The organism is Histophilus somni 2336, from assembly GCF_000019405.1.
Taxonomy (GTDB): domain Bacteria; phylum Pseudomonadota; class Gammaproteobacteria; order Enterobacterales; family Pasteurellaceae; genus Histophilus; species Histophilus somni.
Map to the genome: position 1 here is coordinate 2,000,854 of NC_010519.1, position 15,221 is coordinate 2,016,074.

The following is a 15,221-nucleotide window of genomic DNA, read 5'->3' on the forward strand; positions in this document are numbered from 1 at the left end:
TTTGCCCCTTATACTCGATTTTGTGCTTCGATAATGTTATCGGCAGCTGTTAGTGCAGTAACAACTGCCACTCCGGAACCACACCCTAGTTCCAATGCATTGTATCCGCCAATAACATTTCCAGCAGCATATAAATTTTTAATAATCTGACCGCTCTTTTTTAATTGGCAACGGCTGTTAATTGCAACGCCCGCAGACTGATAAGGCTGAGGTGAAGAAAAACGCCGAGCAGTCCAAGTGAGTCTGTTTTGTATATCAATCATTGAATTGCCAATCATGTCCACGTCAAATATAGGTTCAAGTAAACGATCAAAAACACTCACCAAACCATTACTGAAAAAACTGCCGGAAGCAAGAACAAAATGTTCTGCAAAAATACCATGTTCTTGATGTAATTGAGTGTAAATTTGTTTAACCTGTTGATCCTCAATAACGGCACGCAATGCTTTATCACCATTTAAAATAAAACCGCCCAGTTTTTCAAAATACGTTTTTAATTTTTTATGTTGACGCAATCCCACTAATGAAGGCGGTAATGTAGGCAATTCGTATAAATTTAATCCAGTTTCCAACGTTAATTTATTGAAAAAATCTTGATTATCCAAACCAAAACAAGCCGGTAAAAAAATTGCTTCCCCATCTCCGGAGGCTTGTTTTATTTCCTGTACCAATTCTCGAAACGCCAAACGATGTTCAAGTAATTGGGAAATATTGACACTGCGAAACTCACGAGAAGTTAAACGCAATTGATCCAACTCGGGAAGATGTAAAAGTGCGGTCGTTATCGAACAATGTGTAAATTGCGGATGCTGTATTAAATTTTCAGCCAGTAAGTGCGGTTGAAAATCATGATAACCTTCAATGCCCAACACAGTAATTTTTTGGTATCCGAAATGTTCATCATGAAGATCCATTGTTGGAATACAATCAGCGGACAGCCAAGTGCGGTGCAATCCGCCCAACGGCGTAACACGAAAATGATTTTGCTTATAGCTTCCCGTCACATTGAGATTAATTTTTTCTATTAATTGTTCAAATTGCTTGGCTTTTTGTAAAACATGTTGTTTACCAAACAAACAATACGGATGATTTGGAAGTTGTTCTTCAAGGCTGTCATAACCTTGTTCAAAAGAATTTATCTTTTCACCGTTTGGTAATTGGCTTAAAAGATCCATTGAACCTGATGAAAAATTCATGGCTGATTGACCATTATTAATAATCGCACAACATTTCCCTTTTTGTTGAAGCATAATTCCGCAAGTTAACCCCGCAAGCCCGCCTCCGATAATCACTACATCAAATTTCATTGCCATCTGTTCCTTGCTGTGCTTGTTCAGTTAAAGATTGAACACTATTTAAGCCTAATAAACTGTAATATATCCAACTGGAAAATTCCGCTTCACGGATTGCTTCGCCCCAAGCAATCGGTTCAATACCTCGCCAACGTTCTTCCATAAAAGATGATAATTGCAGTGTAGATTGTCTAGGTGTTGCCATATGAAAACGTGCCATTAATCCTGCCGCACGGCAAGCACAAAGTTCAGCCTGGCAAGTTCCCATGCCCACACGTGTACGACGACGTAAATCAACAAGATTATTGACTTTCAATTCTTCTACAGCATAACGTACTTCACCGGCAGTCACCGCTTCACATTCACAAACAAGTGTACAATCTGACCGCTCTTTTCCAATCAAACGAGAAGCCCGTTGCCCATGACGATAACGTGCGGAAATTTGAAGAGGTGTTGGTAACGATATGATTTTATTAATATGAGGAACGTTTTGATCAGATTCAGAACCTGGAAGTAATTCTTGGGCAGTTGTACAAACAGTTTGTTTGCCGAGTTTTTTACTAACTAAATCAGTTGCCCATTCCGCCATCAAACGATAAGTCATTAACTTACCTCCCGTAATAGTGACAAAACCTTCAAGACCATCACGGCTTGCATGGTCAAGCAATACAATACCACGACTAACATTACGTCCTGATGGATCATCATCACTCGCTACCAGAGGACGAACACCTGCATAGGCACGAAGTACTCTAGTATGACGTAAACTCGGTGCAAGTTTTTCGCCTTCTCTAAATAAAATATCCACCTCTTCGGGAGTAACAATCATGTTATCAATTTGATCATAAGGGATACGATCTGATGTGGTGCCGATAACACAGATAGTATCGCCGGGAACTAAAATATCCGCATCAGCTGGTTTGCGACATCGATTAATTACCAAATTATTAATGCGGTGCCCCATGACAAGTAATGCACCTTTAGCAGGAAACATCTTGACTTTGAGATCGGCATATTCAGCAATCCCCTGTCCCCAAATTCCTCCCGCATTAACAATAACCTGAGCAAAAAAACGGCGATTTATTTTATTTTTGTGATCATATACTTCTGTACCAATCACTCTTCCGCCTTCACGAATCAGTTGAGTAACTGCACAATAGGTAAAAATTTTAGCTCCATGCTCACGTGCATCCAACATATTGGCAGAGGTTAAACGAAACGGATCAATTGAACCATCGGGAACAACAACCGCACCTATAAGCTCCGGGTTTACTGAAGGCTCCATTATTCTGGCAAGGTCAGGCTCAATCGGTACTGCTTCAATACCTGCTTTTGTACAGGATTGAATAAATATCTTTTGATAATTAAGATCGTCTTCAGGTAACGTAATGAAAAGCCCTTTGGTATCTTCAACACAATGACGTGCAATACGTTTTAAGATCTTATTTTCTAAGATACATTCCTCTGCCGATTCATGATCATTAACAGCGTATCTTGCACCGCTATGCAATAAACCATGATTACGTCCTGTTGCACCTGTGGCAATGTCATAACGCTCTAATAATATGCAGTCAATCCCACGTAGTGCACAGTCTCGTGCAATACCGGCTCCTGTTGCCCCACCGCCGATAATAATGACATCAGCACTGAGCGGTGGAAAATCTTTAGAAAATTTTTGAGACGACATTGACATAATCATCCCCCACATTGAATGTAAAAAATTACTATTAGAAAGTGATTATATAATACGTCAAATGTTCGTTTTAGAAAATAAAATGAGTGATTTCTTATCAAATAATGTGATTAAGATCACTTTATTAGTTTCGATTTGAATTTTTTTTGTGTTTTTTTGTGATTTACATCACAACATAAATTAAATTAGCTTTTTAGATTTCACTTTTTGGTTATTATATGAGTGAACGTTCAAAAAAGTGCATTTATCGCTCCTAATTTTTTATACATAAGATTGGTTTGATAATTGCTATATTTTAATCTAACTAAACTACTGGAGATTTATTATGTTTGGTCCATTTAAGCCCGCACCGTATATTGAGGAGCTATCAAAAGATAGAATCGATCCAACTTATAGACGGTTGCGTTGGCAAGTATTCATGGGAATATTTTTCGGTTATGCGGCTTATTATTTCGTTCGTGCTAACTTTGACCTAGCTCAAAAAGGGTTAATTGAAGCCGGTTTATACAATAAAGCGGAGTTGGGAATTATCGGTACGGGAGCAGGTTTGGCATATGGATTGTCAAAATTTGTGATGGCAGGTATATCTGATCGCTCAAATCCGAAAGTTTTCTTGCCTTTCGGTTTATTATTGTCAGGGTTATGTATGACAATGATGGGCTTAATGCCTTGGGCAACCTCCGGTATTGCTGTTATGTTTGTGATGATATTCTTAAATGGCTGGTTTCAGGGAATGGGATGGCCTCCATGTGGTCGTACAATGGTTCACTGGTGGTCTAAATCCGAACGTGGAACAATCGTTTCTATTTGGAACTGTGCACATAATATCGGAGGTATGGTACCGGGATTAATGGTATTGTTGGCAAGTGCGATTTATTTCAGCGAGTTTGGAGTACAGGCAACTGCAAAAGATATTTGGCAACAAGCGTTATATTATCCGGGTATTGCCGCTATGATTTGTGCAATTCCGGTCTATTTTGTGATGAAAGATACACCACAGTCTTGCGGATTACCTGCAATTGAAAAATGGCGTAATGATTATCCTGATGACTATAATGAAAAAACCTATGAAAACAATTTAACAACAAAAGAGATCTTTGTTACTTATGTTCTAAAAAACAAATTGTTGTGGTATATCGCTATTGCAAACGTATTTGTGTACCTCATTCGTTATGGAGTGTTGAAATGGTCCCCTGTATATTTAGGAGAAGTAAAACATTTTAATATTAAGGGTACTGCTTGGGCATACACTATTTATGAATTAGCTGCGGTACCGGGTACATTATTATGTGGTTGGGTTTCCGACAAAGTATTTAAGGGTAAACGTGGTTTAACCGGTTTCATTTTCATGATTTTGACTACTATTGCAGTGGTAGCATTATGGATGAACCCAGCAACACCAGAACATGAATTAGCACAGTATGCAGGAAAAGCGTGGTATCAAAATCCATATCAATTAACTGACTTCATTTTAATGACAACAGTTGGGTTCTTAATTTACGGACCGGTAATGTTGATCGGATTACATGCACTTGAACTTGCACCGAAAAAAGCAGCAGGCACATCAGCAGGTTTCACAGGGTTATTCGGTTATCTCGGTGGTACAGTATCCGCTTCAGCCGTTGTAGGTTGGGCTGCAGAATACTACGGCTGGGACGGTGGCTTCTACGTCATGATAACCGGTGGTATTTTAGCCATCCTGTTAATGTTTATCACCATGATAGAAGAAGGTAAACATAAAGCAAAACTAGACGATCATTACGGTAAATAATCGTTAAAAAGGAAAGACAGGAAACTGTCCTTCCTTTTTCTTTATTAGGTTTATGTATTCAAATTTTAACCACATTTTTATCACAGATTTTACTTCTACTTAAGGAAAATACAATGAAATTAGCTACCCCTCTTTGTGCAATTGCTTTAGTAGCTGCAACACTATCAGGTTGTTCTGCACAATTTGAAAACAACGTTAACCAAAAAGATAAAATTATCATTGCTCACCGTGGAGCAAGCGGTTATTTACCTGAGCATACGTTAGAAAGTAAAGCACTTGCTTTTGGCCAACACGCTGATTATCTAGAACAAGATCTTGCAATGACCAAAGATAATCATCTCATCGTCATTCATGATCATTTTTTAGATGGTTTAACAGATGTGGCGAAAAAGTTTCCACATCGTCATAGAAAAGATGGGCGTTATTATGTAGTAGATTTTACGCTGAAAGAAATTCAATCATTAGAAATGACGGAAAATTTTAGTCTGAAAGACGGAAAACAGGTTCAGGTTTACCCAAATAGATTCCCGCTTTGGCAATCTCATTTCCGTATTCATACTTTTGAAGATGAATTAGAATTTATTCAAGGTCTTGAAAAATCAACTGGTCAAAAAATCGGTATCTATCCCGAAATTAAAGCACCTTGGCTACATCACCAAGAAGGCAAAGATATTGCTTTAGCAACATTAAAAGTTTTGAAAAAATACGGTTATACGCAAAAAGATGACTTAGTCTATTTACAAACTTTTGATTTTAATGAGCTAAAACGAATTAAAACAGAATTGTTGCCTAAACTAGGTATGGATGTAAAACTTGTTCAATTAGTGGCTTATTCTGATTGGGGTGAAACACAAGAAAAAAATGCTCAAGGCAAGTGGGTTAATTACGATTATGATTGGATGTTTAAACCGGGTGCGGTAGAAAAAATTGCAAAATATGCTGATGGTATAGGCCCTGGCTGGTACATGATGATCGATCAAGAAAAATCTAAACCGAATGCCGTCGCTTATACTCCATTAGCAGAAGAATTGGCAAAATATAAATTAGAGGTACATCCTTATACCGTTCGCAAAGATGCTTTACCTGACTTTTTTGATAATGTAGATCAAATGTATGATGCTCTATTTAAAGGCGGTGCAACGGGAGTATTTACTGATTTCCCTGATACAGGTGTAAATTACTTAAAAACCCATAAATAATTCGACATTAATATCTGTCATTCTTTTAAACGAATGACAGATTTTTGTTCTTGTTGTAAATAGCCATTTCTCCATTATCCTAGCCTTTCAACCTCAACCTTCCCCTACGATATTTCGTGCGTAAAAGTGCGGTTATTTTATCCGGTGTTTTTATTGCAATAGAATTAGCAATCTGTAATGAGTTATGAATAGAATTTGCATGGGTAATGGCAATTGCCAACGCATCTGCTGCATCAACCTGCGGTTTATCGGAAAGTTGTAATAACCGAACCACCATTTCCTGTACTTGTGATTTTTCAGCCGCACCTGTTCCAACGACCGTTTGTTTAATTGTTCTAGCGGAATATTCAAATACGGGTAAATTTTGATTGACTGCGGCAACTATTGCAGTTCCTCTTGCTTGCCCCAATTTTAGAGCAGAATCAGGATTTTTCGCCATAAAAACCTGTTCAATAGCAAATTCATTGGGATTGAATTGCGTAATAATTTCTGTTATTCCGGCATAAATTCGTTTTAATCTAGTTGGCAAATCATCTATTGAGGTACGAATAACACCACTTCCCAAATATTCTAGCTTATGCCCAACTTGACGAACAACACCATATCCGGTTACTCGAGATCCCGGATCTATTCCTAAAATAATAGACATCCTATTTTCCAAAAAATAAATGAACCTCATTTGAGATCCATTTAATATAGACTAAAAATTATTTTCCAAGTTTAAGAGATTGAGCTGATGAAACGTTTTTCATCATGCCTCTCAACTAATTTCATAAATGTTCCTGATAGAAAAAATGAAGCTAACTTTTAAAGTAAAGCGGCAACCTCATCACTTATCTCGCCATTATGATAAACGTTTTGTACATCATCACAATCTTCCAGCATATCGATCAGTCTTAACAATTTAGGTGCGGTTTCTGCATCCAAATCAACCATTGTGGAAGGTATCATTGTTACTTCAGCATTCACAACTTTAAATCCGGCTACTTCAATACCGTCTTTCACTAAGCCTAAATCTTCCCATGCTGTATAAATTTCAACACTACCGTCTTCTTGTACTTGAATATCATCAGCACCCGCTTCAATGGCTGCCTCTGTCAAGGCATCCTCGTCAGCAGACTCAACTAAAATTAGCCCTTTTTTACTAAATAAATACCCTACTGAGCCTTCTGTTCCCAAATTACCACCGCACTTTGTAAAACTTGGTCGTACTTGAGAAATGGTGCGGTTAGCATTATCGCTGAGACACTCAACCATCACCGCAGTCCCGCCCGGACCATAGCCCTCATAAATTCTAGTTTCCATATTGGTGCCATCACCACCGCCTACACCACGCTCAATAGCACGGTTGATAGTATCTCGTGTCATATTGTTAGATAAAGCTTTATCTACTGCGGCACGTAAACGAGGGTTAGCACCAACATCTCCGCCACCTAATTTTGCCGCTGTTACTAATTCACGAATTAATTTAGTAAAAATTTTACCACGTTGTGCATCTTGTGCTGCTTTACGATGTTTAATATTGGCCCACTTACTATGTCCTGCCATTTTATATTCCTTTTATGATTGTACTTTTATATTCATTAATCGCCTCTGCATTGTTGGGCGATTTAGTCAATTTAATTGCGTCCTGTACCGAACACCATTGATAAGCTGAATGTTCACTTAAATTTATTACTCTTTCATCAGCTAACGGCAACAAAAACCAATGCTCAATGCAGTGAGTTATATCAGGCGCATATTTATACCTAAAATGCGGAAAAATTTCAAACTCTATCTGTTTATGGCAATTAAAGAGCGGTAAGTTTTCCGCAAGAATATCTATGCCGGTTTCTTCCCTCACTTCTCGGATTGCCGTTTGAACAGGTGTTTCACCTATTTCCATCGTACCGGTTACGGATTGCCAAAATTCCGAATCGTCTTGACGTTGCAACATTAAAACACGGTTGGTTTTCTTGGCATAAATAACGACCAAAATACTGTTGGGATTTTTATAGTTCATTTGGATTACCTTCTTAAAGTCATCATCACTCACATTAACCAAAATAATGTTAAATGAAAAAACAACAATTGATCTGCCCCAAAATCTCTTAATAAATCAAAATATTAAAACATCATTAATAATTAAGATAGCATTTCAAATTTCGTATCATTGCTACATAGTACCGACTTTTTTAGCAAATTTTTCTACCTTTTTCTTTTCTTCTAATTCTTTTTGTTGTTGCTCTGCACGTTTACGACGAATTTCTTTCGGATCCGCCAATAATGGGCGATAAATTTCAATACGATCACCTTCATTCACTATATCCGTTAATTTTGCCGGGCGACTGAAAATGCCGACTTTATTTTCACGTAAATCAATTTCCGTAAATTCCTGCAAAATACCAGATTGGAAAATGGCCGCTTGAATGATTGTCCCCTTCTCAACTTGAAGTTTTTTCAAATAATATTTATGCGGTAACGCATAAGTAATTTCTATATTAATCAAGATAAACGTCCTTTGCTCGTTGTTTAAACGCTTCGATCATTTTCGTTGTCAATTGTGAAAAAATCCGCCCGAAAGCAAAAGCAATAACAGGGTTGGAAAATTCAAACTCCAATTGCAACGCAATTTCACAACTTTGCTCATCAATTTCACGAAAAACCCATTTACCCTGCAGATATTTGAAAGGTCCGGAAGCTAACTGCATCGTAATCTCTTGGTTGGGAATTAATTGATTTTTAGTCGCAAAAACCTGTTTGATACCGGCTGTGCTAATGGTTAATTCTCCGATCGTTTCATTGTCTATCGACTGCAATGCTCTTGCCGCAATGCAATGGGGTAAAAATTGTGGATAACTTTCGTAATCATTAACAATATCGTACATTTGTTTAGCACTATAAGACACTAAAGCTCGCTGATTTATACTTGGCATAAAATAAGATGTTGAACAAAAAATGTTGCAATTATAGCGGAAAAGTGCGGTAGAAATAAGAGACAAAATAGAAAAGAATGATTCATACAACAAGCTGTTAATGTCGTTGCTTTCTAATTGAGCATACATCAATTTTCCGCTACAATAGCCCACTATTTTTAGCGAACAAAAATACCAATGTCAGAAATTAAATTAATTGTAGGTTTAGGCAATCCGGGCGATAAATACGCCGATACTCGTCATAATGCAGGAGAATGGTTAATTGAACGTTTGGCAAGACGCTTTAACTTCAATCTCTCTGTTGAATCCAAATTTTCAGGAAAAACGGCAAGAGCGGTCATTAGTGGTCAAGAAATGCGTTTTCTTGTTCCTACCACTTTTATGAATTTAAGTGGCAAAGCAGTAAGTGCTTTAGCTAATTTTTATCGTATTCCGCCGGAACAAATTTTAGTGCTTCATGATGAATTAGATTTACCTCCAGGCATCGCTAAACTTAAGCAAGGCGGTGGACATGGCGGGCATAACGGTTTGAAAGATATTATTGCTCAACTGGCAAATAATAAAAATTTCTATCGATTGCGTATAGGAATTGGTCATCCGGGCGATAAAAATTTAGTTGCATCTTATGTGCTTAATAAACCGTCTCCAACAGATTGGCAATTAATTGACCGCACTTTAGATGAGGCAACGGATTGTATTGAAATCCTCATGAAAGAGGGAATAACTAAAGCAACAAATAGACTGAATGCTTTTAAAGCATAAACAAAATTCACCAATCTTTGGGCTGAAATAACTCTTCTACTCTACTAATAAAAAATAGGAAAATTTATGGGATTTAAATGTGGTATTGTCGGTTTACCTAATGTAGGAAAATCCACTCTTTTCAATGCGTTAACTAAAGCAGGTATCGAAGCGGCAAACTATCCGTTTTGTACTATTGAACCGAATACGGGCGTTGTACCGATGCCCGATCCTCGTCTTGATGCACTGGCAGACATTGTTAAGCCTGAGCGTATACTACCGACCACAATGGAATTTGTGGACATTGCGGGATTAGTTGCCGGTGCCAGTAAAGGTGAAGGTTTAGGGAATAAATTCTTGGCAAATATTCGGGAAACGGATGCTATTGGTCATGTTGTGCGTTGTTTTGAGAACGATGATATTGTTCATGTTGCCGGTAAAATTGATCCGTTAGATGATATTGAAACAATTAATACTGAATTAGCTTTAGCAGACTTAGATAGCTGTGAACGAGCTATTCAACGCTTGCAAAAGCGTGCAAAAGGTGGCGATAAAGAGGCAAAATTTGAGTTGTCGGTCATGGAAAAAATTCTACCTGTACTGGAAAATGCAGGTATGATTCGTTCTTTGGATTTAGATAAAGACGAATTACATGCCATTAAAAGCTACAACTTCTTAACTTTAAAGCCAACTATGTATATTGCTAATGTGAATGAAGATGGCTTTGAAAATAATCCATATCTCGACAAAGTGCGTGAGTTTGCTACAAAAGAAGGTTCTGTTGTGGTACCAGTTTGTGCTGCAATTGAAGCGGAAATTGCTGAATTGGATGATGATGAAAAAACTGATTTTTTACAAGATCTCGGTATTGAAGAACCCGGTTTAAATCGTGTTATTCGTGCAGGCTATGCGTTATTAAATTTACAAACCTACTTCACCGCCGGTGTAAAAGAAGTGCGAGCTTGGACAGTTTCCGTCGGTGCAACGGCACCCAAAGCGGCAGCCGTTATTCATACAGATTTTGAAAAAGGCTTTATTCGAGCAGAAGTCATCGCTTATGATGATTTTATTCAATATAAGGGCGAGGCAGGTGCAAAAGAAGCCGGTAAATGGCGTTTGGAAGGTAAAGATTATATTGTGCAAGATGGCGACGTAATGCACTTCCGTTTTAATGTTTAATATTCACAACTAATTTTATACCGCATTTTTCGATTTGAATAATAAAAGTGCGGTATTTTTTATAGAGAAAGATGAAATATCACTTTATTTCCCTGTGTTCCATTAAAGTTTTTAACTGGGAGACGTTTGTTGATGTTGAAGATTTAGCAGATGATCCTGCGAGAAGACAATAACCGAATGAATGATCTTTAGTGTGGCTTGTGTCATAATAGGCATCGTTTTTTCAGCGACTTAGAGGAGAATGATTACATGAGAATTTTACATACTATGTTACGTGTGGGCGATATGGATCGCTCGATCCACTTTTATCAACAGGTATTAGGCATGCGTTTATTGCGTACAAGCGAAAACACTGAATATAAATATTCTTTAGCTTTTTTAGGCTATGATGATGAAGAAAACTCATCTGTTATTGAGCTAACTTATAACTGGGGTGTAAGTAAATATGAAATGGGGACTGCTTATGGTCACATTGCTATTGGAGTTGAAGATATTTATGCCACTTGTAAAGCGGTTAAAGAAGCAGGTGGGAAAATTACTCGTGAGCCTGGTCCAGTAAAAGGCGGAAAAACTGTCATCGCATTTGTGGAAGATCCTGATGGCTATAAAATTGAGTTTATTGAAAATAAAATGGCACAAGCAGGGCTAGGTAATCAATAACCTCAACAATTTTTATCCTAAAAAATGGGCTTTTTATCTGCCTATTTTAAGTATTACATTTATCTCATTCTTATAAGGTAATATTTCGTGACCGCACTTTCAGAACAAGCAGTGGATTATAATTTACTTAAAAATCGCTTTCGGGGTTTTTTTCCTGTCATTATTGATGTGGAGACAGCAGGCTTTAATGCTCAAACAGATGCCTTGCTGGAGCTAGCTGCACTCACACTGAAAATGGATGAAAACGGTCTATTAGTACCGGATGAAAAATGCCATTTTCATATTCAACCGTTCGAAGGGGCTAATATTAATCCTGAATCACTCAAATTTAATGGTATTGATATAGACAATCCGTTGCGTGGTGCTATATCAGAAAATGTTGCTATGAGTGAATTGTTTAAAATGGTGCGTCATGGGCAAAAAAAGGCTGACTGTCAACGTTCAGTTATCGTAGCTCATAATGCGACATTTGATCAAAGTTTTGTTATGGCAGCAGCAGAACGTACGAAAATAAAACGCAATCCGTTTCATCCTTTTTCGATATTTGATACCGCAACGTTAAGCGGTTTTATGTTCGGACAAACAGTGTTGGTCAAAGGTTGTCAGGTTGCCAATATTTCTTTTGATGGAAAAAAAGCACATTCTGCTTTATATGATGCGGAACGAACAGCTGAACTTTTTTGTTATATGGTAAATCATTTAAAAAAACTGGGCGGTTTTCCCCATGTGGCAATAAACTCATAAAAAACGGTGCTAACAAAGCACCGCTCTTTTGCGTTACTCCTTATTCAAATTACTGTACAACAATACTCCCTAAGCAACCTTGATCAGCTAACACTAAATCAGATGAACCGAAAATAAAAGGGAATTTAGTAGAGGACGCATGATTAAATTGCACTAAAATTTCTACCTTGCCGTCAATCCAAAGACTATCTTTCCATGCAATATCCGATTGTTCTACCGGCTGATCATTTATGCTTTTCATGACAAAACGAGCACCTTGAATTTTAAATCCGACGGGCCTTGAAGAACTTAGAATCCAGCGTTCTATCTGCCCTCTTTTGGTACTAATGTCTATTCTATTCGGTTCAAACCGTTGTTGATTAATGGTTGCATTGCTCACATCAAAATAAAACTCTCTCGTTTTCATATTTTTCTTTGCCAATAAACTAGGTGCATCAGTATGAAATTGCCAATGACTTGGATTATAAAATACTGATTTAACCCCCTCTGTTCTTAACTCAACAATAACATTATCAACCAGCATATCAGAACTGAATATTGTACCTATCTTATTCAAAAGATTTCTTTTACTACCAGTAATTAAGGTAACATTTCCGCCCTCACTTAAGTCAACCAATAATTCAACCCTTTCACTAGGTGCAAGAGAAACTTTTTTGACAATTTTTGTTTGTGGCAAATAACCTTGTTCTCTGGCAATCAAGAAAAATGCCCGCTCATCATCAAATGTTAAATCATAAGAACGAGATAAAGAGGCATTCAACAAACGTAAACGTACCAATCCTTTAGGTACATTCAAATAAGGTGCTTCAACACCATTGACCAATAACCGCTCGCCTAGAAAGTGCGGTTGATTTTGAAATACTTGCTCTCCCTTAGAATTTAACAGTACATCTTGCAAAATAAGTGGAATATCATCAACGCCATATTTTTTTGGCAGTTTAGATTGATGAGTATCTTTGTCATTTATAATCCACATGCCAACTAAGCCACGATACGTTTGATACGCTGAATTAGCTAAAGTGCAGGCATGATAAAAACAAGTTGATGCCGGTTGAGTAATAGGTAAAATTGGAGCCCATCCTTCCCCTGCCTTCAATACTCGCCCAATACCACCAATTAATTCACTGTGTGCTTGTAAACCTTGTATATTCATAGCAACTGCCTGCGTTAAATTATTACGATAATTTAACTTCACAAAATCACCTTGCTCAACTCTTACGGTAGGACCTAAATGATGCCCATTAAATCCCCAAACTTCCGTTAGCTTTTTTTCTATGAATGAAGTTTGAGCAGCTTGCATCGTTAAAAATATCGGTCGCCCACGTTTTGCCTCCAATAACGGTGGAATAAATAAAGGCAAACGGCTAGCAGCCATTACTGATTGAGGGATACATGATAAAGAACTGGCTAAAATACCGCTTTTCAAAAAATCCCGTCGAGTCAAAGATCTCATATTTTACCTTGCTGCTTATACAGATTGCTGTTGAATTTCTGCATCAAGCTCTGCGATGCGTTGTTGCATAATTTGATGACAATATTCAGCTAATTCCCGTACATTATCCTTTGTGTAGTTCGATGTATCTACAGGAGACATCATTTCACAAATCACTTTACCATTGTCCCACCGATTTAGGTCAATGCGATTATGGGTGGTTGAACAAACGACTGGAACAATTGGCACACCAGCGGTAATTGCCGCATAAAAAGCCCCCATTTTAAAAGGTAATAATCCACGCCCACGACTACGTGTCCCCTCAGGAAACATCCAAACTGACAAATTATCTTCATTTATACGATGAGCAAGTTGGTTTATTGTATTATGGGCTTTGGAGCGATTTTCTCTGTCTAACAAAATATTTCCCGTTGCCCAATAAAGAAGACCAAAAAAGGGAATCCAAACCAAACTTTTCTTGCCTACACTGACTGTACGAGGGCGAACCATAGCAGAAACAGTCACCATATCATAATTATTTTGGTGATTACCAATATAGATGCACCTACCGATACTATCGACATTTTCAGGAAAACGATGTTCAACTTTTAATCCAAAAAAAGGATATAAACGCCCAAACCAGCGAGCCATCACACCTACATTACTTGGATTTTTAAAACGAATAAGTGAATAAAGAGATCCTACTACACAAATTAAAATACTACAGAAGATAACAACGATGGCTCTTAATAATATCAACATAAATATACCCCTAAAAATTTGTATACGCCAAGTATAACGAAAATCTAAAAATAAGTGTAGAAAAGCATAAAAAAGTGCTAGGCTAGCACAAATATTTTAGGAACCTCAGCATGAAAAAAACATTCTTTATTGCAGATTTACATTTAAGCGAAAACCGACCGCATTTAACTGAACTCTTTGTTCATTTTATGCAAACGCAAGCACCACAAGCAGAAAAACTTTATATTTTAGGCGACTTATTTGATTTTTGGATTGGTGATGATGAACAATCAGCATTGATCGAAACAGTACAACAACAAATATTACAACTTACTCAAAAAGGTATCTCTTGTTATTTTATTCATGGAAACCGTGATTTTTTGGTGGGAAGACAGTTTGCCAACAGTTGCGGAATGGAATTATTACCAACCTATCAGATCGTTAATTTATATGGTAAAAAAGTACTTATTTGCCATGGTGATACACTCTGTACCGACGATCTTGCTTACCAACAATATCGCAAAAAAGTACAACAAAAATGGCTGCAATGGCTATTTCTTCACTTACCTTTAAAAGTGCGGTTAAAAATTGCAGAAAAAATTCGCCAAAAAAGCAAAACGGATAAAACACATAAAAGTATTGAAATAATGGACGTCAACAAGGATTTTGTAGAACAGATTATGCAACAGTTTCAGGTCAACATTTTGATTCATGGACATACGCACAAGCAGAATATTCATCAAAATCCACCGCACTTTACTCGCATAGTTTTAGGTGATTGGGGAGCAACAGCTTCTGTTTTAGAGGTTTCAGCCAATGGGTTTCAGTTTATCTAATTCGTCAGGCACAAAACC

The 15,221-nt window shown here is 37.4% G+C and carries 16 protein-coding genes; 7 read left to right on the forward strand and 9 right to left on the reverse strand.

From position 1 onward, the window contains the following. Positions 1–8 precede the first annotated feature (8 nt). Positions 9–1,307, reverse strand: a complete 1,299-nt coding sequence (gene glpB / locus HSM_RS09065) for a glycerol-3-phosphate dehydrogenase subunit GlpB (protein ID WP_041605154.1) — start codon at positions 1,305–1,307, stop codon at positions 9–11. Continuing rightward, complete coding sequence (gene glpA / locus HSM_RS09070) at positions 1,297–2,985, reverse strand: anaerobic glycerol-3-phosphate dehydrogenase subunit A (protein WP_011608669.1); 1,689 nt, start codon at positions 2,983–2,985, stop codon at positions 1,297–1,299. The genes glpB and glpA overlap by 11 nt, the downstream gene beginning before the upstream one ends. 325 nt (positions 2,986–3,310) lie before the next feature. On the opposite strand from glpA, the gene glpT reads away from it, so the two are divergent. Both glpT and glpQ read left to right on the forward strand, forming a co-directional pair. Further along, positions 3,311–4,756: a glycerol-3-phosphate transporter gene (glpT, locus tag HSM_RS09075; protein ID WP_011608668.1), complete on the forward strand. Its 1,446-nt coding sequence runs from the start codon at positions 3,311–3,313 to the stop codon at positions 4,754–4,756. A 113-nt stretch (positions 4,757–4,869) separates the two neighbouring features. Next, a complete protein-coding gene (gene glpQ, locus HSM_RS09080; protein ID WP_012340868.1) occupies positions 4,870–5,955 on the forward strand; it encodes a glycerophosphodiester phosphodiesterase in 1,086 nt (361 codons plus the stop codon). 79 nt (positions 5,956–6,034) lie between these two features. Here glpQ and ruvC read toward each other — a convergent pair whose 3' ends face one another. The 5 genes from ruvC to HSM_RS09105 form a co-directional block, all read right to left on the reverse strand. Further along, entirely contained in the window at positions 6,035–6,604 is a 570-nt protein-coding gene (gene ruvC, locus HSM_RS09085; RefSeq protein WP_041605156.1) for a crossover junction endodeoxyribonuclease RuvC, read from the reverse strand. Positions 6,605–6,762: 158 nt separating this feature from the next. Beyond that, on the reverse strand, positions 6,763–7,503 hold the full coding sequence (locus tag HSM_RS09090; protein ID WP_012340870.1) for a YebC/PmpR family DNA-binding transcriptional regulator: 741 nt from the start codon (positions 7,501–7,503) through the stop codon (positions 6,763–6,765). Between the two features lies 1 nt (position 7,504). Next, the gene (gene nudB, locus HSM_RS09095; protein WP_011608664.1) at positions 7,505–7,957 is read right to left on the reverse strand and encodes a dihydroneopterin triphosphate diphosphatase; all 453 of its coding nucleotides are present in this window, start codon (positions 7,955–7,957) and stop codon (positions 7,505–7,507) included. A 153-nt stretch (positions 7,958–8,110) separates the two neighbouring features. Next, positions 8,111–8,443 carry an RnfH family protein gene (locus tag HSM_RS09100; protein WP_012340871.1) on the reverse strand — a complete coding sequence of 111 codons (333 nt, stop codon included), beginning with the start codon at positions 8,441–8,443 and terminating at the stop codon, positions 8,111–8,113. Then, the gene (locus HSM_RS09105) at positions 8,436–8,870 is read right to left on the reverse strand and encodes a type II toxin-antitoxin system RatA family toxin (protein WP_041605337.1); all 435 of its coding nucleotides are present in this window, start codon (positions 8,868–8,870) and stop codon (positions 8,436–8,438) included. The genes HSM_RS09100 and HSM_RS09105 overlap by 8 nt, the downstream gene beginning before the upstream one ends. 177 nt (positions 8,871–9,047) lie before the next feature. Between HSM_RS09105 and pth the strand changes: the two genes are divergently transcribed. The 4 genes from pth (at position 9,048) to rnt (ending at position 12,194) form a co-directional block, all read left to right on the forward strand. Next, positions 9,048–9,632: an aminoacyl-tRNA hydrolase gene (gene pth, locus HSM_RS09110; protein ID WP_012340873.1), complete on the forward strand. Its 585-nt coding sequence runs from the start codon at positions 9,048–9,050 to the stop codon at positions 9,630–9,632. A gap of 66 nt (positions 9,633–9,698) precedes the next feature. Continuing rightward, the gene (gene ychF, locus HSM_RS09115) at positions 9,699–10,790 is read left to right on the forward strand and encodes a redox-regulated ATPase YchF (protein ID WP_011608660.1); all 1,092 of its coding nucleotides are present in this window, start codon (positions 9,699–9,701) and stop codon (positions 10,788–10,790) included. 249 nt (positions 10,791–11,039) lie between these two features. Next, on the forward strand, positions 11,040–11,450 hold the full coding sequence (gene gloA / locus HSM_RS09120; RefSeq protein ID WP_011608659.1) for a lactoylglutathione lyase: 411 nt from the start codon (positions 11,040–11,042) through the stop codon (positions 11,448–11,450). An 87-nt stretch (positions 11,451–11,537) separates the two neighbouring features. Next, complete coding sequence (gene rnt / locus HSM_RS09125) at positions 11,538–12,194, forward strand: ribonuclease T (RefSeq protein WP_012340875.1); 657 nt, start codon at positions 11,538–11,540, stop codon at positions 12,192–12,194. 49 nt (positions 12,195–12,243) lie between these two features. Here the strand turns inward: rnt and HSM_RS09130 are convergent, their stop codons facing one another. After that, a complete protein-coding gene (locus HSM_RS09130; RefSeq protein ID WP_012340876.1) occupies positions 12,244–13,647 on the reverse strand; it encodes a multicopper oxidase domain-containing protein in 1,404 nt (467 codons plus the stop codon). Positions 13,648–13,662: 15 nt separating this feature from the next. Further along, positions 13,663–14,388, reverse strand: a complete 726-nt coding sequence (locus HSM_RS09135; protein ID WP_012340877.1) for a 1-acylglycerol-3-phosphate O-acyltransferase — start codon at positions 14,386–14,388, stop codon at positions 13,663–13,665. 110 nt (positions 14,389–14,498) lie between these two features. Between HSM_RS09135 and lpxH the strand changes: the two genes are divergently transcribed. Next, positions 14,499–15,203 (forward strand): UDP-2,3-diacylglucosamine diphosphatase, encoded by a 705-nt coding sequence (gene lpxH, locus HSM_RS09140; RefSeq protein WP_012340878.1) that lies wholly within the window; start codon positions 14,499–14,501, stop codon positions 15,201–15,203. Positions 15,204–15,221: the final 18 nt, after the last annotated feature.